At 42.3% G+C, this 22,021-nt stretch carries 12 protein-coding genes and 2 pseudogenes; 9 read left to right on the top strand and 5 right to left on the bottom strand.

Annotation, left to right across the window (positions count from 1 at the left end; all coding sequences use genetic code 11):
• Nucleotides 1–72: 72 nt before the first annotated feature.
• The 3 genes from VCM39_RS17920 (at nt 73) to tatC (ending at nt 3,812) form a co-directional block, all read left to right on the top strand.
• Nucleotides 73–2,610: a bifunctional UDP-N-acetylmuramoyl-tripeptide:D-alanyl-D-alanine ligase/alanine racemase gene (locus VCM39_RS17920; protein WP_322932812.1), complete on the top strand. Its 2,538-nt coding sequence runs from the start codon at nt 73–75 to the stop codon at nt 2,608–2,610.
• Between the two features lie 183 nt (nt 2,611–2,793).
• On the top strand, nt 2,794–3,024 hold the full coding sequence (locus VCM39_RS17915; protein WP_002559342.1) for a twin-arginine translocase TatA/TatE family subunit: 231 nt from the start codon (nt 2,794–2,796) through the stop codon (nt 3,022–3,024).
• Nucleotides 3,025–3,026: 2 nt separating this feature from the next.
• Complete coding sequence (gene tatC / locus VCM39_RS17910; RefSeq protein ID WP_195349371.1) at nt 3,027–3,812, top strand: twin-arginine translocase subunit TatC; 786 nt, start codon at nt 3,027–3,029, stop codon at nt 3,810–3,812.
• 89 nt (nt 3,813–3,901) lie between these two features.
• Here tatC and VCM39_RS17905 read toward each other — a convergent pair whose 3' ends face one another.
• Complete coding sequence (locus tag VCM39_RS17905; protein ID WP_322932811.1) at nt 3,902–4,591, bottom strand: HAD family hydrolase; 690 nt, start codon at nt 4,589–4,591, stop codon at nt 3,902–3,904.
• 112 nt (nt 4,592–4,703) lie between these two features.
• On the opposite strand from VCM39_RS17905, the gene VCM39_RS17900 reads away from it, so the two are divergent.
• A complete protein-coding gene (locus VCM39_RS17900; protein WP_221649245.1) occupies nt 4,704–5,561 on the top strand; it encodes an AraC family transcriptional regulator in 858 nt (285 codons plus the stop codon).
• 306 nt (nt 5,562–5,867) lie between these two features.
• Here VCM39_RS17900 and VCM39_RS17895 read toward each other — a convergent pair.
• From VCM39_RS17895 to VCM39_RS17885, 3 genes and pseudogenes are all read right to left on the bottom strand, one after another.
• Nucleotides 5,868–6,488: pseudogene (locus VCM39_RS17895) on the bottom strand (DEAD/DEAH box helicase); the annotation flags it as partial.
• Nucleotides 6,489–6,650: 162 nt separating this feature from the next.
• Nucleotides 6,651–9,359, bottom strand: a pseudogene (locus tag VCM39_RS17890) (AAA domain-containing protein); the annotation flags it as partial.
• Between the two features lie 84 nt (nt 9,360–9,443).
• On the bottom strand, nt 9,444–10,958 hold the full coding sequence (locus VCM39_RS17885) for an MFS transporter (protein WP_221649247.1): 1,515 nt from the start codon (nt 10,956–10,958) through the stop codon (nt 9,444–9,446).
• Nucleotides 10,959–11,245: 287 nt separating this feature from the next.
• Here VCM39_RS17885 and VCM39_RS17880 point away from each other — a divergent pair, with 287 nt between their 5' ends.
• Both VCM39_RS17880 and VCM39_RS17875 read left to right on the top strand, forming a co-directional pair.
• Nucleotides 11,246–12,448 (top strand): glycoside hydrolase family 105 protein, encoded by a 1,203-nt coding sequence (locus tag VCM39_RS17880; RefSeq protein WP_289290949.1) that lies wholly within the window; start codon nt 11,246–11,248, stop codon nt 12,446–12,448.
• On the top strand, nt 12,445–13,401 hold the full coding sequence (locus VCM39_RS17875; RefSeq protein WP_322932809.1) for a pectinesterase family protein: 957 nt from the start codon (nt 12,445–12,447) through the stop codon (nt 13,399–13,401). Before VCM39_RS17880 ends, VCM39_RS17875 begins: the two co-directional genes overlap by 4 nt.
• Nucleotides 13,402–13,708: 307 nt before the next feature.
• On the opposite strand, the gene VCM39_RS17870 is transcribed toward VCM39_RS17875, so the two are convergent.
• The gene (locus VCM39_RS17870; protein WP_221649250.1) at nt 13,709–14,050 is read right to left on the bottom strand and encodes a cupin domain-containing protein; all 342 of its coding nucleotides are present in this window, start codon (nt 14,048–14,050) and stop codon (nt 13,709–13,711) included.
• 121 nt (nt 14,051–14,171) lie between these two features.
• Here VCM39_RS17870 and VCM39_RS17865 point away from each other — a divergent pair, with 121 nt between their 5' ends.
• The 3 genes from VCM39_RS17865 (at nt 14,172) to VCM39_RS17855 (ending at nt 21,876) form a co-directional block, all read left to right on the top strand.
• Complete coding sequence (locus VCM39_RS17865; protein ID WP_221649251.1) at nt 14,172–15,899, top strand: pectinesterase family protein; 1,728 nt, start codon at nt 14,172–14,174, stop codon at nt 15,897–15,899.
• A 15-nt stretch (nt 15,900–15,914) separates the two neighbouring features.
• A complete protein-coding gene (locus tag VCM39_RS17860; protein WP_221649252.1) occupies nt 15,915–17,066 on the top strand; it encodes a dienelactone hydrolase family protein in 1,152 nt (383 codons plus the stop codon).
• Nucleotides 17,067–17,385: 319 nt separating this feature from the next.
• Nucleotides 17,386–21,876, top strand: coding sequence for a two-component regulator propeller domain-containing protein (locus VCM39_RS17855; protein WP_407934699.1), 4,491 nt, complete (start codon nt 17,386–17,388; stop codon nt 21,874–21,876).
• Nucleotides 21,877–22,021: the final 145 nt, after the last annotated feature.

Below are 22,021 nucleotides of genomic sequence, written 5' to 3'. Positions count from 1 at the left end.
ATGTCTTCGGAAAATATAGCGCAGCCAATTGGCCATTGTCATATTAGCACATTATTAAATTGAATAATTATTATGTTGTATACGATTGAAACTATAACCGAATGTATAGGTGCCCGCAGGGTGGGTACTCTTGAAGCAACTATTGACTGGCTGTTGACTGACAGTCGCTCTCTCAGCTTCCCCGAAGAAACTCTTTTTTTTGCCCTGACTACCAAACGAAATAAAGGAGCACGCTATATTCCTGATCTTTATGAACGTGGTGTACGAAATTTTGTTGTTACTCAGGAAGAGTTTAATGAATTGACAGTTGACAATGGACAATTGACAATTGCTATGCAGCATGCGGGCAACGCAGCAACTGTCAATTGTCAACTGTCAGCTGTCAATTTTCTAATCGTCAGTAATCCTCTGAAGGCTCTTCAGAAGCTGGCGGAACTACATCGTGAACGGTTTCAGATACCGGTTATCGGTATTACCGGAAGTAATGGAAAAACGATTGTAAAGGAGTGGTTGCATCAATTGTTGAGTCCGGATCGGGTGATTGTACGTTCGCCTCGTAGTTATAATTCTCAGATTGGCGTTCCTCTCTCCGTATGGCAGATGAATGAAGAAGCTGAATTGGCAATTTTTGAGGCTGGTATCTCTGAGATGGGAGAGATGCGTGCTTTACAGAATATGATAAAGCCAACTATTGGCATCCTGACCAATATTGGCGGGGCACATCAGGAGAACTTCTTTTCTTTGCAGGAGAAGTGTATGGAAAAACTGAGCCTTTTTAAAAATTGTGATGTCGTAATTTACAATGCCGACAATGAGCTGATAAGCAATTGTGTGAGCAAGTCAATGCTCACTGCCCGTGAGATAGCATGGAGCTGCCGGGATGCAGAACGTCCTTTGTATATAAGCAGGATACTGAAAAAGGAAGATCATACAGTTATTTCTTATCGTTATCTGGAGATGGATAATACTTTCTGTATCCCCTTTATAGATGATGCTTCTATTGAAAACTCACTGAATTGCCTTGCTGCCTGCCTTTATCTGATGATGCCTGCCGATCAGATCACAGAACGAATGGTGCGGCTCGAACCTGTGGCTATGCGTCTTGAAGTGAAAGAGGGGAAACATGGATGTGTACTTATCAATGATAGTTATAATTCTGATCTGGCATCACTTGATATTGCTCTTGACTTCTTAGTAAGGCGTTCTGAAGTAAAAGGAAAAGGGATGAAACGTACGCTCATCTTGTCGGATATATTAGAGACCGGACAAAGTACCACTACTCTCTATCGCAAAGTAGCTCAATTGGTACAAAGCCGTGGCATTGACAAAATAATAGGCGTGGGACCGGAGATATTTTCCAGTGCTGCCCGTTTTGAGATAGAGAAGTATTTCTTCCATACTACGGAAGAGTTGATGGAGTCGGATGTGTTTCAGAATCTGCATGATGAGGTGATACTGATTAAAGGTTCACGTACATTCAATTTTGATCTTGTTTCTGACAGGTTGGAGCTGAAAGTACACGAAACAATACTGGAGGTAAATTTAGGAGCCATGGTAGCCAATCTGAACCATTATCGCTCTATGCTTCAGCCTGCAACGAAAATGGTATGTATGGTTAAGGCTTCGGCCTATGGAGCCGGTTCTTATGAGATAGCCAAAACATTGCAGGAACACCAGGTGGATTACTTGGCCGTGGCCGTGGCCGATGAAGGAGCGGAACTGCGTAAAGCGGGTATTACTTCTTCTATTATGATTATGGATCCGGAATTGACTGCATTCAAGACAATGTTTGATTACAAGCTCGAGCCCGAAGTTTATAACTTCCACTTGCTCGATGCGCTGGTAAAAGCGGCGGAGAAAGAAGGCATTACAAACTTCCCGGTACATATCAAACTTGATACGGGCATGCATCGTTTGGGTTTCTCCGAAGAAGAAGTGCCTGTGCTGATACGTCGGTTGAAGAATCAGAATGCGCTGATTCCGCGTTCGGTATTCTCCCATTTTGTAGGGAGTGATTCTCCTCAGTTCGATGTTTTTACACGTGGGCAGATTGAGATATTCGAACGGGCTTCCAAAGAGCTGCAGGCTGCTTTTCCGCATAAAATCCTGAGACATATCTGCAATACGGCAGGAATAGAACGTTTTCCTGATGCACAATTTGATATGGTTCGGTTGGGTATAGGACTTTATGGAGTCAGCCCGATTGATAACTCTATTATAAATAATGTCAGTACGCTTAAAACTACTATTCTGCAGATACGGGATGTGCCTGCAGAAGATACGGTGGGATATAGCCGGAAAGGACATCTGACCCGGGCTTCGCGTATTGCTGCTATTCCAATCGGTTATGCAGACGGGTTGAACCGTCATTTAGGGTGTGGACATGCTTATTGTATGGTGAATGGGAAGAAAGCTCCTTATGTAGGTAATATTTGCATGGATGTCTGTATGATTGATGTAACCGGTATCGATTGCCAGGAGGGGGATGCAGCCATTATCTTTGGTGATGAACTGCCTATAACTGTGCTTTCGGATACATTGGATACTATTCCTTATGAAATCCTCACAAGCATCTCTACGCGGGTGAAGAGGGTGTATTATCAGGAATAAGAGAATGGAGAATGGAGAGGGGAGAAGGAAAGAGGCTGCGCTATTATGCCACATGGCACTTTTCCCCTCTCCACTCTTTTCCCTTCTTCCTTTTCTTTAACTCCATAAAGGAGTTAAAGGTTTTGTCCTCTGTGGTGAAATCACTATATTTGTCCCGAAAAACTTATATATACTATATATCTTATGATAAACTTGTTATTATTAGGCTTCCTGCCCAGTGGTTCCGAATGGATTATTATTGCACTCGTAATTCTGTTACTTTTTGGTGGAAAGAAGATACCTGAGCTGATGCGTGGCCTTGGCAAAGGTGTGAAAAGCTTCAAAGACGGTGTGAATGAAGCGAAAGATGAAATCAATAAAGCGAAGGACGAGATTGACGAACCGGCTAAAACAACGGACAAGGATAAGAAATAACCATGGCTGAAATGACTTTCTGGGACCATCTGGATGAACTGCGCCGGGTGTTGTTTCGTGTCATTGGAGTCTGGTTTGTGTTGGCGGTGGGATATTTCATCGCTATGCCTTATTTGTTTGACAGCGTAGTGCTGGCTCCTTGCCACAATGACTTCGTGTTCTATGATCTGTTGAGGTATATTGGCGAGAAGTTTGACCTGACGGATGACTTTTTTACGCAGGAATTTCAAGTAAAGCTGGTAAATATCAATTTGGCAGCTCCTTTCTTTATACATATGTCTACCGCCTTCTGGATGTCGGTAGTGACTGCTATGCCCTATATCTTCTTTGAAATATGGCGTTTTATCAATCCGGCGCTTTATCCCAAAGAGAGGCGTGGAGTGAGGAAAGCGCTTAGTATAGGTACAGTTATGTTTTTTCTAGGTGTATTGCTGGGATACTTTATGGTTTATCCGCTTACACTTCGTTTTCTTTCTACCTATCAGCTTAGTGCGGAGATCGAAAATGTAATCTCATTAAATTCTTATATAGACAATTTTATGATGCTGGTACTCTGTATGGGACTGGCATTTGAATTGCCTTTGGTCACATGGTTGCTATCACTGTTGGGGCTTGTCAATAAAACATTTCTCCGGAAATATCGTCGGCATGCAATTGTTGTGATTGTAATAGCTGCTGCCATCATTACTCCTACAGGTGATCCGTTTACATTAAGCGTTGTGGCTATTCCTCTCTATCTGCTTTATGAAATGAGTATCTTGATGATTAAGGACAAAAAGAGTGATTAGTGAGCAGTGATTAGTGATTAGTGCCATGCGGATCATAGCGCAGCTCACTAATCACTAATCACTAATCACTGCTCACTAATCACTAATTACTAATCACTGTTCACTATCTCCCCCATCCTTTTTACCTTTCGGAGTCTGGGATGCTCGAAGTTTTCTACAACTTCGTGTTGCCACATCACCTCAAACGGTACATGCACCGCGTATCCGCCAATGGCTAATACCGGGTGGATATCTGATTTTAGGGAGTTACCTATCATCATGAATTTTTCGGGGGTTACTTGCAGTGTATTTATTAACTTAGTATATTCTTTTTCAGTTTTGTCCGACATGATTTCTACATAATCGAAATAAGAAGCCAGCCCTGAACGTTGCAGTTTCCGTTGCTGGTCGAGCAGGTCTCCTTTGGTAGCTACTATTAACCGGTAGCGATTGCTTTGTTTTAATGTTCGGAGGGTTTCTTCTACTCCTGGCAATAATTCTATCGGCATATTGAGCAGCGACTTGCCCAAAGACAGGATCTCGTTTATTATTTCGGCTGATACTTTGTGATTACTGATACGTAGGGCAGTTTCTATCATCGACAGCGTAAATCCTTTTGCTCCATAGCCATAACTTTCCAGGTTATTCATTTCTGTTTTGAATAGTTCGGCAGAAATTTCTTTTGTGTCTTTGTATATACTTAATAAATTGGCAAATTTCCGTTCAATCTCCTGGAAGAAAGGTTCGTTGCTCCATAGTGTGTCGTCAGCGTCGAATGCTATAATCTCTATATCTTTCATCTTTTTTGTATGTTTATGGCAAAAGTACATAATAATCTTCTAAATTAGCAAGATTGGAAAAGATTCCTTTGATAAGTACGTCTATCTTTGCAGTGTGAAATAATCAAAGAATATGGAGCAAAGAACATCAACAACCGAAGAGTATCACAGATGTGTCAACATTGTGGTGGAGTACATTAACAATCATTTGGGTGAAGAGATTGACCTGGAAAAACTGGCCGAAATTTCCCATTTCTCACCCTATCATTTCCACCGTATTATGAAAGCGTTTTTGCATGAACCGTTAGGAGCATTTATTGTACGCACAAGGATCGAGACTGCAGCCCGGTTACTACGTTACAGTACAATGTCTGTGAGTGATATTGCTTATCAGATAGGTTATGGTTCTCCTTCTTCGTTGTCGAAAATCTTTAAGCAGTTCTATGGTATTTCACCCAATGAGTATAGAAACAATAAAGACCACGTTATTATGAAACCATTAGAAATAAACCTGGCACTGGATGTGACAATGGAGGTACGCGAACAGCAACCGAAACAGGTAATTTATGTCCGATTGACAGGAGCGTATATGGCTTTGGCATATTGCGAAGCATGGAAGAAACTATATGCTTATGTGAGTGAAGAGAAAATAGATACCCGCTATATGGAATATATTTGTATCTACCATGATGATCCGAAGGTGACCGAGCCGAAGAATCTACGGACGGATGTCTGTTTTACTGTACCCTCACCTGTGCAGCCCAAAGGAGAGATCGGCGTGAAAGAGATTTCGGGAGGGAAGTACCTGGTATTTCGCTACAAAGGGCCTTATGCTAATTTGGGTGCTGTGTATGACACCATTTATGGGCATTGGATACCACAGGGTGGCTATACAGTCAGCAATTCACGTGGGTATGAATCCTATCTGAATAGTCCGGAATCGACTCCTCCGGAAGAGTTATTGACGGAAATATGTATACCGGTAGAATAGCCTATCCGAATGGATGATAAATGCCATCTGGCATACTTCTCTCTGCAGGAAGCATAAAAAGCCTCTTCTCTCGAAGGGGCTTTTCTTGTTTACTTGCCTAGATTGAAGCGAATTCAATATAGATTGAATTCTTGGTGGCAGTAAACGTTAAAGCGAAAAAAAGGGAAGTCTCACGACTTCCGCAATTCTTCTAACCTTAAATCTAAATCTCTATGAAAAAAACGTAGCGCAAATATAGCGGTTTGTTCGCTATTTAGGTGTTAATAAACCGCATAAAGAAAAAATAAAGGCTAATGATTGCAAACGTTATTTAAAACAAACTTGTTCATTTGCCAGTTTTATTAAGCTTAGGTAGATCGGGTTTAGTTTCAGTAGATTAGGAACTCCGGTGATAAACATTTGTTTTCGGGCACGGGTCATGGCTACGTTCAGTTTACGGTCTATTAATATTCCATTATCTTCTGTCAGATTTGAGAGGAATCTGAGCTGATAAGGGTAGTTAACGCAGAATGAATAAATAATAATATCCCGTTCACTTCCCTGAAACCGTTCTACGGTATCAATCAATATTTCATTGAGCGCAGGGATGTTCAGCCGGGCTATTTCTTGTTTGATAAGCGCTATCTGACTACGATAGGGGGTGATAATCCCCAAAGTACGTGTCGTATTAAAGTTTTCTGTTCCTTCTCTTTGATAGATTGTCAGAGCCAAACGGGCTGCAATACGTGCCTCGGAATGATTTATTTTGGCTGAAGCACCAGCAGGCTCCGGCTCAGAGGGATAAAAAGCAAGGCGGGTAATGGCTGGTGAATTTTCCTGTTGGTGAGGGAGTCCTACAGGGAGCAGACGTCCTTCGTAGAAAGTACGATTGGCAAAGAGAGCTACTTCCGGGTGCATACGTCCTTGCCGGCAGAGCATGTCGAAGGAGAATTGACAATTGACAGTGGACAGTTGACAGTTAGGCAGTTGACAGTTGACAATTGACAGTGGACAGTTGCTGCGCTGTTTGCATGCTGCATAGCCACTGTCCACTGTCCACTGTCCACTGTTCACTGTCAATTGTCCACTGTCCATTGTCAATTCTCTAACGGTTCGGTAAAGACGCTCAAAGAGAGAATCTTTGAGATTTGTCAACCCGATGGCACGTAACTGTTCGTTATGTACTTCTGACTGCTCTTCTCGTTGAAGAACTACGGCCGGCAGCTGCTTATGGTCTCCGATAAGGATGAATTTGCCAATGGCATCGTTGCCTGTTGTGCTACGTGCACAGAGGATGCCTAATAACTGTGGTTCAAGTATTTGAGTGGCTTCGTCAATAATGGCTACATCAAAAGTTTTTAGTCTGAACAATTCCGGTTTGCCGGAGATAGAGGCTACTGTACCTACGAATATCCGGCAACGGGTGATTCTCTCCACCACTTCAGAGCGGCGGCTGCAGAGGGCAAGTTCATTTTCTATCAGGTGGTTGCGATAGGCTTCGTCACAGGAGAGTTCACTACCAACACGGATAAAATCTACCTCAGGCTTTATAGAAGAGAGGGATTTACAGATTTCGTCTACGGCACGATTGGTATATGACAGGAGGAGAATTTGCGTATTTTCTTCCTGATAGAAAGTCTCCACCATTTTTTTTAGGGCACAAGAGGTTTTTCCCGTACCCGGAGGTCCTATCAGCAGAAAGTAATCCTGTGCTGCCTGTGCTTTAAGGGCAATACGGCTGAAGTCATCCGGTGCAGTAGAAATACGGGTGGAAAAAGTTTCATCGAAAGCGGGAAGGCGCTGGGCAAGCAGTAAATCTCTGCGCTTTTGGGTGGCCGATGCAAAAGCAGACAATCCCTGATACATGCTCCGGAAAGTAGTATCCATTGTGTCATGCTCAATGGCATACAGACTTTCATGAGGAAGAACGGAAGTGTTTTGCTGAGTAGCTCTCAGCCGGATGTGTATTTCATTTTCGGTGAGAGATTCTATGTTGGCTTTGAATACCATTTTGTTGGTGACGTTGTCTGTATCCGTGTTGCGTTCATATAAAACGATGGCATCACCCTGGCGGAAATTAGGTAAGGCTTCTTCCCGAATGTCTCCTCTGGATAGGATAATACTCGCTTTGTGCTCATCGGCGGCATGGTTTTCTTTAATACGAAGGTCATATAGAATTTCTCCGGCCTCACATTTTTCTGCTAGTGTTGAAAGCCATAAAGCAGCAGCTCCTGTGCGGCCTTCATAATCTACATCACCCGATTTGGAGGTATATAGTTCTTTGGTGATGAAGTTGTAGATTGTGTAAAAATAGGCCTGTTCCAAAGAGGAGAGTGTAGCGAGGCGCTGGGCAAATATGTCAATGGAAGGACGAAGGAATTGTTCCCAGAAACGTCCCTGAAGTCCTCGTTCATTTAGTGTTTTGGCATTGATTGACTGTAACTTTTCGGCTGTATATTCCGGACTGTTGCGTAGCTGGATACCATATTCGTCGGCTACAATGCGATTGCGCAAATCGATAACTCGGCGTACCATTGCCCATGACGGGCGGGCAGGATAAAGTAGCGGATAACGCGTATATAGCAGATAAGCTCTTACCCGGTGGTGATCCATTTTCATCGAATATTGGAGTACTGCCTGGTAGAGAAGCATCTGTACCTTATTATTTTCTTTGGGCTCTACCTTGTTACGGATACTGTATTCGTCACCTTTTCCGGATTTCATTTCGATGAATGATGACATATCCCGCTGCATGTAGTCCAGACGTCCCTGTAACCCCAATGCTTCGCAAATATAAGAAGGTTCCAGTACGGCATCTGTCTTATCCATTTCATAACCGGGGGCATGGAAAGTATCGGTTACTATCTCCCGGATATGTTCAAAATGTTTTTTGCAATCGTCAAAGAACTGTCGCTCTTTTTCCTTATCCTGTAAATCGGCACAAGCTGCCAGTTCGATAGGGTAACGGCGGAAAGCTTTCTGCATACACGAAAGATAGTCCACTTCTCCATCCGCATGGATCCATTCGTCCAGAAAGAGGTTGGCAATATTTCCCAGGAGTAGAGGACGTGCATTCTCTATAGGCTGCAAACGGGCCAGCAGATAGTTGGCAGGATGGTGCCCGTAGTCGCGAAAGCATTCTGCCAACGAGCTGATATCTATCAGATAATCCGGTTCAAGAACGATGAAAGAGGGAGTGAGTATTCCTTCCTTGTCGATGGCTACATCGAGCAGATTGATTTGTGCATGTCGCCAGAGAAGTTTACAGGTCTCTGCAAACTCTTCATTTATTTGTGGAATATTGTAGTGCACTCGCAGTGGCTCGTCCGCAATACTATCCAGCGGATTGACATACAAAAAGAATTCATCCGAATATTGAAAACAAACCCGCATTCTTTCTACTCGTTTGTGAGCCGGTGGAGCAACGATATAAGTAGCATCTGCTTTAGGGAGTAGCCGGTACAATGTTTCGGGGATATCAGTTCCGGAGAGTTTCTTCAAGAAAAAGGCAAGAGTTTTTACATCACGTAGTAGTTTCTCTCGTTTGGGTTCTTCTCTTCGGTTTAATACGGCATTTGAGGTGAGACGGAAGGTATGCAGACGGTTCTGTTCTACAACGGATAATTCGGTACGTGCTGCTACGAAACTAATCCGTGCAGATAGATCGGTCATTTGCAGACTTTCGTTTGGCATCTGGCTGCGACAAAGACGCTCGAGCAGGTCGCGCATTTGCTTATAAGCTACGCCAAGTTTGTCGTCCTGAGTACGACAAGCAGTAAGCAGGATGTCGAAAGACTCTGTGATTTCCTCTTTTTCCATGGGGCAAAGATAAGGAAAAAAAGAGCTGCATCAACCATTCGTTGATACAGCTCTTTGCTATTTATAAATTTTGTGTGTGAAAGATTATTCCAGTACGATAGGTTTGTATTTCGGAACCAGTGCTTTCATTACAATCCAGCCAATGAGGTAAGCTACTGCACAAACGCAGAAGATAATGAAATAACCAGCTGGTTTACCCGAGAATCCCATAAATTCCATAGCCGGACGTACGAACTGTGCACCCTGGGCCAGTAAGTCAGGAGTCATTTCCACTTCATTTCCGTCTACTATTGTTGAACCGGAAGCATATACAAATAAGTTACCTGCTACTTTCTGAAGGATCATAGAACCGAAACCACCGGCCATACCACCGATACCGGTAATACTTGCAATAGCTGTTTTGGGGAACATATCACTTACGGTAGAGAAGATATTTGCCGACCAGGACTGGTGAGCAGCACCACCTATACCGATCATAATAACAGGAAGCCATGGAGAAATAGTACCCAGCGGTTGAGCCAGCAATACCACCAGCGGGAAGAATGCGAAAATCAGCATCGCTTTCATACGGGCTGCATACGGATTCATACCTGTTTTATTAATAAAGATAGTAGGAAGTTTACCTCCATAGATAGATAACATGGTGATTGCATACAGCGTGAAAATCAATCCCATCCCCAGACCGCTTGAAGTCTTAATGCCGAACTGTGTGAACAGATAAGAAGGAGTCCAGAAGAGGAAGAACCACCATACGCCGTCTGTCATAAACTTACCGAAAGCGAATGCCCAAGTCTGTTTGTAACTGAAACACTGCCAGAATTTCATCTTCTTTTCGTTCTTTTCCTCTACATAAGTGCCACCTACTTCGTGTTTGTCCTGTTCGATGTATTCCAACTCAGCTTTGTTCACGTGTTTGCTCTTTGCGGGAGGAGTATACATGAACACCCAGAAACCCATCCAGATGAAACCGAGGGCACCAATAACAATAAATGCCATTTCCCAACCCCAGAATTTGGCAAGAACAGGAATGGTTAACGGAGCAATCAACGCACCGATAGAAGCACCGGCGTTAAAGATAGAAGTTGCATAAGCGCGGTCCTTCTTAGGGAAGTATTCAGCTGTTACTTTAATAGCTGCCGGGAAGTTACCGGCTTCACCGAGTGCTAATACGCAGCGGGCAGCCAGGAAGCAATACATACTGACAGTAGCAATAGTAACTACAACAGTACCTGTTGCAGCAGCCAGTTCTGCAGCACTGTGAAGACCCACTACATGCTCAGTTACTATACCGCAGACTGCATGAAGACATGCACCTAGTGACCATACACCGATAGCCCAAAGGAAACCTTTCTTTGTTCCCATCCAATCAACGAAACGTCCTGCAAACAACATGCAGATTGCATATACAATGGAAAATACAGAGGTAATAGTACCGTAATGTGATTCGTCCCAGTGGAATTCAGGTTTGATAAATTCATCCCACGTCAGCGATAGCACCTGACGGTCGAGGTAGTTAACTGTTGTCGCGAAAAATAACATAGCGCAGATGGTCCATCTGTAGTTTGTCATTTTACCCATCGCATTTTGAATTGTACTCATGATAAATGATTTAAAATTATTAGTTCTGATTCTGGGGTCAAAAATACACATTATTTGATGTAAATCAACATATTTATTGTCTCTTTTGCTGTAAATTTTGTCTGAATACTACCAAAATTGTCCAAAAACGCTAAAAAACTACGTTATCGCACACGAATTTAATGTTTGCGCGCACGAAAACTTATAAATACACTATTTGAATCGAAATCTACACACCGTATAAAAAAAGACTCGCTATCTTTGTCCCATTCAAGGAATAAATCTAATTACCGATAACCAAAATGAGAATGAAGAAGAATTCGATTTGTAAAATTTTTGTCCTGGGAACTTTGCTCTGTTCTGTTTCTCTGTCTGCTCAGAAAGTAAGTGATAAACTGCCTTGGTCCGTTCGAATGACGGAGTCGGAGATGATTCGTTGTCCCGAATCCTGGCAACTTGATTTTCAGCCTAAACTGAAATGGGACTACTGTCATGGACTGGAGCTTCAGGCAATGCTTGATGTATATGATACATATGGTGATAAAAAAATAGTTGATTATGCACTGGCATATGCTGATACGATGATTCATAATGATGGTAGCATTGTTACTTATAAATTGCAAGAATACAATATTGACCGTCTGAATTCCGGGAAATTCCTTTTCCGTATTTATGAAGAGTCTAAAGATGAGAAGTATAAGAAAGCAATTGATTTGTTGCGTAGTCAGCTTGACACGCATCCACGCAATGAGGATGGTGGTTTCTGGCATAAAAAGATTTATCCCAATCAGATGTGGCTTGATGGTATCTACATGGCTTCTCCTTTTTACGCAGAATATGCTTTTCGCAACAATCAGGTGAAGGATTATGCAGATGTAGTGAATCAGTTTATTACTGTAGCCCGTCACACTTATGATCCGCAGAATGGGTTGTATCGCCATGCTTGTGATGTGAGTCGCAAAGAACGTTGGGCCGATCCCGTAACAGGACAATCTAAACATAGCTGGGGACGTGCTATGGGATGGTATGCGATGGCTTTTGTAGACGCACTCGACTTTATTCCGAAACATGAAGCAGGACGTGATTCAATGCTTGTCATTCTTAATAATATAGCAACTCAGGTGAAACGAATTCAGGATCCGAAAACCGGATTGTGGTATCAGGTGCTCGACAAGAGTGGCGAGAAAGGAAATTATCTTGAATCTTCCTGCTCAACTATGTTTGTATATGCTTTATTTAAAGCGGTACGTATGGGATATATTGATCAGTCTTATTTGGATGTGGCATTGAAGGGGTATAAAGGTATTCTGGATAACTTTATTGAAGTAGACAATGACGGTTTGGTGACTATAACGAAAGCTTGTGCCGTTGCCGGACTGGGTGGAAAGAACTATCGTTCGGGAGATTATGATTATTATATTAATGAGACGATTCGTGATAATGACCCGAAAGCTGTAGGGCCATTCATTATGGCGAGTCTTGAGTATGAACGTTTGCAGAAGAAACAATGAGAAGGTTAGTGAGAGTAAGTCTGTTGCTGCTGTTGGCTTGTATCGGAACGGTACAAGCACAGCAGAAACAAGATACGATTGTAGTGGCACGTGATGGTACCGGAGAATATCGTACTATTCAGGAGGCGGTGGAGGCTGTTCGTGCTTTTATGGATTACACCGTTACTATATATATAAAGGATGGGGTTTATAAAGAAAAGCTGGTTATTCCTTCGTGGGTTAAGAATGTACAACTGGTAGGTGAGAGTGCCGAGGGTACTATTATTACGTATGATGATCATGCCAATATTAATAAGATGGGTACTTTTCGTACTTATACTATTAAGGTAGAAGGAAATGACATTACTTTCAAGAACCTGACCATTGAGAATAATGCGGCTCCGCTTGGGCAAGCGGTAGCGCTACATACAGAAGGTGACAGGTTGATGTTTATCCATTGCCGTTTTCTGGGAAATCAGGATACGATATATACCGGCAGAGAAGGGGCGCGTTTGCTGTTTACCAGTTGCTACATAGAAGGAACTACCGATTTTATCTTTGGTCCTGCTACGGCTCTCTTTGAGCGTTGCACTATCCATAGTAAGCGAAATTCTTATATAACAGCAGCTTCTACTCCTGAAAATGTAGCGTTCGGTTATGTATTCAAAAGTTGTAAACTGACCGCTGCTCCCGGAGTAACTAAAGTGTATTTGGGGCGTCCCTGGCGTCCATACGCATCTACTACTTTCCTCAATTGTGAGTTTGGAAGTCATATCCGTCCTGAAGGGTGGGACAATTGGCGCAATGAAGCAAATGAAAAGACAGCCCGTTATGCTGAGTTTGGAAATACCGGTGAGGGCGCTATAACCGCCGGGAGAGTGAAGTGGGCAAAACAATTGACCCCTAAAGAAGCTTTGCGTTACACTATTGAGAATATTTTCACCGATAGTAGCAATTGGTATCCGTATAAATAGTTGAAAGAACACAATATTTCCACATAATTAATCAGTTTCTACACAACATAGAACGATATCTCCCATAGATTTGTATCCGATGGTGGTATGAGAATCCATTGTTACCTTTTTGATAACTATAAGAAACATAGAAAACAGATTCTTACTCTTATACCCATACAATTCCGTATTGGTGGAAAATCAAAAAATGGTAATTATAGAATAAAAGAGAAGTCTCCCCTCCGCAGTAAAGTCGTGATGACTTACGGGGATGATGTTCTTTGCAGAAGAGGGTGTACCAGTTTCCCTGTGCACCCTCTATTTCTTTTTATTTTAAGAAGTCTGCCCGCATTGGACTGAAGCAGTCAATCAGTATTCCGGCTTCCAGACAAACGCATCCGTGTTCTGCATCAGGTTCAATATAAACACCGTCTCCGGTTTCTACTATCTGTTTTTCACCATTTACGGTGAATTCAAATTTACCACTTGCCACGTATGTAGTCTGAGTATGATAGTGAGTATGCGGTGTTCCTATAGCTCCCGTTTCAAACTTTACCTTTACCAGCATTACTTGTCCGTCGTATCCCATAATTTGGCGAACAACCCCTTCGCCTGCCGGTTCCCATACTTTTTCCTTTTCTAAAATGAATGTTTTACTTCTTGTTTTCATACTTCAAATTTTAAAAACCTGTCCAAATATACAATTATTCCACCTAAAACAACGGTTTTTATACGCCATTCAATTAAAAACTCTGTAAGTTTGCACAACAATATAAATAAGTTCGACAAAAATGAAAAAGAAACTGGTAGCTCTATTGAGTTTATTTTTTCTTCTATCTGCCTTCAGAGCAGATAAACCAGTGCTTACCATATTTATGATAGGCGACTCTACAATGGCTAACAAAAATATCACAGGTGGTAATCCGGAACGTGGGTGGGGGATGATGCTACCCGGATTCTTCAGTCAAGAAGTACGTATTGACAATCATGCGGTAAACGGACGCAGTTCTAAAAGCTTTATTGATGAAGGGCGTTGGGACAAAGTGATTTCCCAGGTGAATAAAGGCGATTATGTTATTATTCAGTTCGGACATAACGATGAAAAGCCCAAAGAGGATCGGCACACTGTACCAGGAACAACTTTTGACGCTAATCTGCGCCGTTTTGTAAATGAAACTCGGGCTAAAGGAGGAATACCCATCCTTTGCAATGCAATTGTACGCCGTAATTTTGTCCGTCCGTTGGATGAAAGTATAGCCAAGGATACACGTCACGATGCCGGAGAAACAGAACCGGTTCAGGAAGGTGATACTTTATTTGATACACATGGTGCCTATCTTGAGTCTCCCCGCAATGTGGCAAAAGAGTTGGGAGTGCCTTTCATTGACATGAATAAGATTACTCATGATCTGGTGCAGGGATTGGGACCGGTAGAATCTAAAAAACTATTCATGTGGGTATCTCCCGATAAAGTACCGGCTTTCCCGAAAGGACGTGAAGATAATACGCATCTCAATGTATATGGGGGACGTGTAGTAGCTGGTTTGGCGGTAGATGCCATTGCAAAAGTAGTTCCTGAACTGGCAAAGTATGTCCGTCATTACAATTATGTGGTGGCGCAGGATGGCAGTGGTGATTTCTTCACTATCCAGGAGGCTATAGATGCAGTGCCTGATTTCCGTAAGGATGTGCGTACTACTATTCTTGTTCGCAAAGGTATATACAAAGAAAAGGTCGTAGTACCCGAGAGTAAGATTAATATTTCACTGATAGGACAGGAAGGTGCTGTGATTTCTTATGATGATTATGCCAATAAGAAGAATGTTTTCGGAGAGACCAAAGGAACTTCCGGATCATCTACCTGCTATATTTATGCTCCTGATTTTTATGCAGAGAACATCACCTTTGAAAATACTGCCGGACCTGTTGGGCAAGCCGTAGCTTGTTTTGTTTCTGCTGATCGGATCTTTTTTAAAAACTGCCGGTTTCTTGGTTTCCAGGATACCCTTTATACATACGGAAAAAACAGTCGTCAGTATTATGAAGACTGTTATATAGAAGGTTCTGTCGATTTCATATTTGGCTGGTCTACTGCTGTCTTCAATCGTTGCCATATTCATAGCAAGAGAGATGGGTATGTTACAGCCCCTTCTACGGAGGCAGGAAAGAAGTATGGCTATGTGTTCTATGACTGTACGCTCACTGCCGATGATGGTGTGAAAGGTGTTTATCTTTCCCGTCCATGGCGTCCCTATGCACAGGCAGTATTTATTCGTTGCAATTTAGGCAAACACATACAACCTGCCGGATGGCATAACTGGGGGAAAAAGGATGCAGAGAAAACGGTATTCTATGCCGAATATGAGAGCTTTGGAGAGGGCGCCAATCCAAAGGCTCGTGCCACTTTCTCCCATCAGCTTAAAAAACTGAAAGGATACCAGATAGAAGAAATCTTAGTTGGAGAAGATGGATGGAATCCGGTAAAGAATGGAAATGCGTTGGTAAAAGTAGTGCGATAATAAAAGTAAATGCGAATGTTGAAACGAATCTGCTTTTGCTTATTGATCTTTGTTTCATTAGCAAGTACGGCACAAGAGGTGTCTTCTTATGAAATAGAGAAAGAGTATCCTGTTTTCCTCGATCAGATAAAACAGGAGCTTACCTATCCTATGGCTTGGGGAAATAGTCCGTTGAAGGATTTTTCCATTTGGCGGAAAACCGCTCGTGCTACTGTATTGGATGCCATGTTGACTCCACCTCCTGTTGCCAGCGAATATAATATGGAGGTAGTGTCTATAGAGTATCGTTCCGGATATGAAGCCCGTAAGATTTGTTTCAATCTTTCTGCCTATTCTCGTGTACCTGCCTATTTATTGGTACCTGAGGGGGAAGGACCTTTTCCTGCCATTGTATTACTCCACGACCACGGAGCGCATTTCTCCATTGGAAAAGAGAAAATGATTCGTCCTTTCGGTGTCGATTCTCTTGTGTTGTCGGACGCTGACAAATGGGTACATCAATGTTATGATGATCAGTATGTAGGTGATTACCTGGCTTCCAAAGGCTATGTGGTGATTTCCATTGATGCCCTTTTCTGGGGAGAACGCGGGCGCAAGGAAGGCGTACGTTATGAAAGTCAGCAGGCATTGGCTTGTAGCTTTGAGATGTTGGGGCGTAGCTGGAGTGGATTTATTTCTTATGAAGATATCTATACCACAGATTTTCTGGCTTCTTTGGGAGAAGTAGATGCCAATCGAATCGGTTGTATGGGATTCTCGATGGGTGCCTATCGATCCTGGATGCTTTCGGCTCTGTCTGATAAAATAAAAGCCGGAGCGGCTGTTTGTTGGCTTACTACGACGGAGTATCAACTTTCTCCTGACTATGGGCGTGGTAAAGGAGATTCCAATTATGCCAATGTACTTCCCGGATTAAGGCGTTATCTGGATTATCCTCACATTGCTTCTATAGCCTGTCCCAAAGCGATGCTTTTTTTTAACGGACGGAAGGATAAACTCTTCCCGGTTCCGGCTGTAGAAGATGCTTATGCACAGTTGCACCGGGTTTGGAAGAACCAGTCAGCCGATGATAAACTGATTACCAGACTATGGGATTTACCTCACTTCTGTAGTAAAGAGATGCAGGAGGAGATACTGGCATTCTTTAATAAGCAACTTACAAATTAAATTCCTGCTTAGATTTTAATCAGTCTTCTATTAAATAGTGTTATTGTTTTAGATGTACATGTAAAACAAGACTGCACACCGGGAAAGGAAACGTTACTTTCTGAGAAAGACAAAGTACAACACCGGACAATCTATGGCACACTGATAATAACCTTTGGATCTTAGCCAGTATAAAATAAACCCTAAACTAACAAACTTTAGCTTGTAGCTTACCATATTATCTATTCCTTTTCATGCTAATACCTTGTTAAAAAGGATACAAAAACACAGTGAAATTCGGTTTAATTTGTATCTTTACAGCATGGAAGTTTATAAAATGATGAGAAGAATCTTATTTCTGATAGCATTTTTGAGTATCGCGCTGGCGACTGATGCCCAGCGTAGCTGTTTCTTCACCCATTATTCTTCGGAGGACGGTCTGTCTCAGAACACTGTAATGAGCATTTTACAAGATCATAAAGGGAATCTCTGGTTTTCTACCTGGGATGGAATAAACCGCTTTAATGGATACTCTTTTAAGACTTATAAAGCACGCCAGGGAAGTTTTATCAGCCTGACTAACAATCGTGTCGACCGAATGTACGAAGACCCCAGCGGTTTTTTGTGGTTGCTGACTTATGATAACCGTGCTCATCGTTTTGATCCGCGTACGGAGACTTTCGAACAAGTGCCTGCTGCCGGCCAACCGGGTAGTACTTCCAATGTAAATACCATCACTGTACTTCCTTGCGGGACCGTTTGGTTGCTTACCGAGAATGATGGTGCCATCCGTGTGACTACTCCTGCTGGGACAAACCATCTCTCTACTGACATTTATTCGGCAAAATCCGGTCTTTTCCCTGCTACAAAAGTTTTTAAAGTATATCAGGATGCTAACAATAATGAATGGATACTGACGGATAATGGCTTAGGGCTAATTCGTCCGGGAGAGAAAAATCCGGTTTCCTATTTTGTAGAGACTAAAGAACGGTTTTCTGATCCCAAACAGGCATTCTATGCTGTACAGGAGGATGATGCGGAGATTTGTTTTGGTTCGGATAGGGGGCGCGTGTGGCGTTACCAGAAAAAGAACGGTCAGTTTGAGTTACTTGAACTTCCTACTCGTTCGCGTATTGCTGCTATCAGTGCGGTAGGAGGAGATAAGGTCGTTATAGCCACTTCTACTGATGGTTTCTTTACCTACAATTTGAAAACCAAAGAACACATACATTATTCCCATATTACTTGTCGTAATTTGCCTTCCGCACCTATTATTTCGGCTTATGTAGATAAATCTTCCGAAGTATGGTTTGAGCAGGAAGAACCCGGAGTAGTAGTTCATTTCAATCCGACTACCGGGATCTTAAAACGGGAGCAGATGCGTGTAGAGCCTACTGCTGCCGACCGTTCGCGCCCTTCTTTTCATATTCACGAAGATACTAACGGATACCTTTGGGTGCATCCCTATGGTGGAGGCTTCTCTTTTTACGACCGTAAGGAACAGAGCCTTGTGCCTTTTTATGATGAGTTAGGAAGTAGCGACTGGCGTTTCTCCAATAAAATTCACTCTACTTTTTCGGACAAGCAGGGCAATTTGTGGATTTGTACTCATTCAAAGGGATTGGAAAAGGTTACTTTTCGTTCAGTTCAGTTTAGTATGCTGACTCCCGAAGAGCATAGTTATGAATCATTAAGCAATGAAGTACGTGCACTATGTGAGGATAAGCATAAAAATATATGGGTTGGATTGAAAGATGGGCGTCTTCGAGTGTATGATGAAAACCATAAATATATGGGTTTCCTGACCGAAGCAGGTAATGTTTCACTTTCCGGTGTACCAATGAAAGGTACGGTCTATGATATAACTCAGGATTCGAAAGGAATACTCTGGATTGCTACAAAGGGTGATGGATTGGTACGTGCCGAGCCGGTTGCACCCAATGGATTATCTTACAAATTATCCCGTTATCAGTATGATGAAGATGATATGTATAGTCTGAGTAATGATAATGTGTATTGCGTTTACGAGGATCATAACGGGAGAATCTGGGTAGCAACCTTTGCCAACGGAATTAACTATATATCAAAAGATAAAGCCGGCAATACTATTTTTGTCAATCACCGTAATAACCTGAAAGGATATCCGATTGACCTTTGCTATAAAACCCGTTTCATTACATCGGACAACAATGGGTATCTCTGGGTGGGAACCACAGCCGGGGCAGTTGCCTTTGATGAGAATTTTAAAACTCCCGAAGAGATTCAGTTCCATCACTTCTCTCGTAATCCGAATGACGCAAAGAGCTTGAGTAATAATGATGTGCACTGGATTATTGCCACAAAGAAGAAGGAGCTTTACCTTGCTACTTTTGGAGGAGGTCTCAATAAACTTCTTTCTATTGATAAAGATGGAAACGGAGTGTTCAAATCTTATTCCGTACTTGATGGGCTACCTTCTGATGTGTTGCTTTCCATTCGTGAGGATAAGAAGCAGAATTTATGGATGAGTACAGAGAATGGAATCAGTAAATTCATTCCCGGTGAAGAGCGTTTTGAGAATTATGACGACCGTAGTATTACTTTCCGTGTACGTTTCAGTGAAGCAGCTTCAGCAGTAACTTCCATGGGGGATATGCTTTTTGGTGCCAGTAATGGTATTTTCATGTTCGCTCCCGATTCTATCAATAAGAGTAGCTTTGTACCTCCTATTGTATTATCTAAGTTGGTGATAGCCAATCAGGACATTGTTCCGGGCGAAGGATCAGTATTGAAGGTAGGCTTGGACGATACCAAAGAACTGGTACTTTCTCATAAAGAAAATATTTTTGCCATTCAGTATGCAGCACTCGATTATACGAATCCGCAGAATATTCAGTATGCCTATATTCTTGAAGGTTTTGAAAATCAGTGGACGTATGCCGACCGGCTACGCAATGCCACCTATACTAACTTGCCGAAGGGACACTATACATTTAAAGTACGTTCTACCAATAGTGACGGTGTGTGGGTGGACAATACCCGGTTTCTCGACATCGTAGTACTGCCGTCATTCTGGGAAACCCCACTGGCCTATTTCCTTTATGTATTGTTTATTCTGCTTGTGATCTTTGTGGCTGTTTATATCCTCTTTACCATTTACCGGTTGAAGCATGAAGTGTCTGTAGAACAGCAGGTTTCGGATATTAAGCTGCGTTTCTTTACCAATATATCTCACGAACTTCGTACTCCGCTGACACTTATTGCCGGCCCTGTAGAGTATGTATTGAAGAATTCTAAATTACCGGAAGATGCCCGCGAACAGTTGGTAGTTGTAGAGCGTAACACGAATCGTATGCTTCACCTGGTTAATCAGATTCTTGACTTCCGGAAGATTCAGAATAAGAAGATGAAGATGCAGGTACAGCGTGTCAATATAGTAGCTTTCGTACGTAAGGTGATGGATAATTTTGAATCACTGGCCGAGGAGCACAACATTGATTTCCTGTTTGAAACAGAAAAGGATGAACTTTACCTTTGGGTAGATGAAGATAAATTGGAGAAGATCGTCTTTAACCTGCTTTCCAATGCTTTTAAATACACACCGGGCGGAAAATTGATCCGTGTGTTTATTCATGAAGATGAAGGAACTGTTTCTGTAGGAGTACAGGATCAGGGCATTGGTATTGCTGAGAATAAGAAGAAATCTCTCTTTGTTCGTTTTGAAAACCTGGTAGATAAAAATCTGTTCAATCAGGCAAGTACCGGCATCGGCCTTTCATTAGTGAAAGAGTTGGTAGAGATGCATAAAGCTGTTATTTCTGTTGATAGCAAACTGGGTGAAGGTAGTTGTTTCAAGGTAGATTTCCTCAAAGGAAAGGAACATTATGACGAAACGGTTGAATTTATTCTCGAAGATGCTGTTACTACTACATCCATGACTATTCCTGTCCCTGTGATGGATGCAACGGCTTCCGTTATTCCGATTGTAAATCCGGAAACCGGGATGCAGGATGAAGAGCCGGAGGAAAGCTCCAATAAGGAAGTAATGTTGCTGGTAGAAGATAATCAGGAGCTGCGTGCATTCCTGCGTACTATTTTCTCCTCAATGTATCGGGTGGTAGAAGCTGCAGATGGCATGGAGGGTTGGAGTAAAGCACTCAAGTTTGTGCCGGATATTATTATCAGCGATGTTATGATGCCCGAGAAAGACGGTATCGAAATGACTAAAGAATTGCGTGCCGATATGACTACCAGTCACATTCCTATTGTTTTGCTGACGGCTAAGACTTCTATCGAAAGTAAGTTGGAAGGGTTGGAGTATGGTGCAGACGATTATATAACGAAGCCTTTCAGTGCTACTTATCTGAAGGCACGTGTTGAGAATCTGCTTTCCCAGCGTCGGAAACTGCAAAGTCTTTATAGAGACAATCTGATGAATAATACGCATGTTTCTTCTTTATCAACCTCAGAAGAAGCTGCTACGGAGGAAGAAAAGCTTCCGGATATGTCTCCCAACGACCGTAAGTTTATGGATAAACTGGTTGAACTTATGGAAGCAAATATGGATAATGGTGATCTGGTGGTGGATGATCTGGTGCGAGAAGTTGCAGTCAGCCGTTCTGTTTTCTTCAAAAAACTGAAGACATTGACGGGCCTGGCTCCGATTGAGTTTATAAAAGAGATGCGCATCAACCGTGCCGCTCAATTGATAGAAACAGGTGAGTTCAATATGACGCAGATTTCCTATATGGTAGGTATTAATGATCCGCGCTATTTCAGTAAATGCTTTAAGTCTAAACTTGGTATGACACCAACCGAGTATAGAGACAATCTTGGGAAAAAGTATAATTAATTGTTAGGTAACTAATCTAATTTCCTCCGAAACGAGAGGAGGTGGATAAATTGTTTTTTTACTGGTTTACCAATATGGAGGATGTAACATTTTGTGTTGCACCCTCTTTTTTTGTGCATAGCAGTCGAAATAGTTCCCCTTTTCA

Origin of the sequence: Bacteroides mucinivorans, assembly GCF_034654355.2 — a bacterium.
Classification (GTDB): Bacteria; Bacteroidota; Bacteroidia; order Bacteroidales; family Bacteroidaceae; genus Bacteroides; species Bacteroides nordii.
The sequence above is the reverse complement of the archived record's forward strand: the minus strand, read 5'-3'. Positions and strand labels throughout refer to the sequence as shown.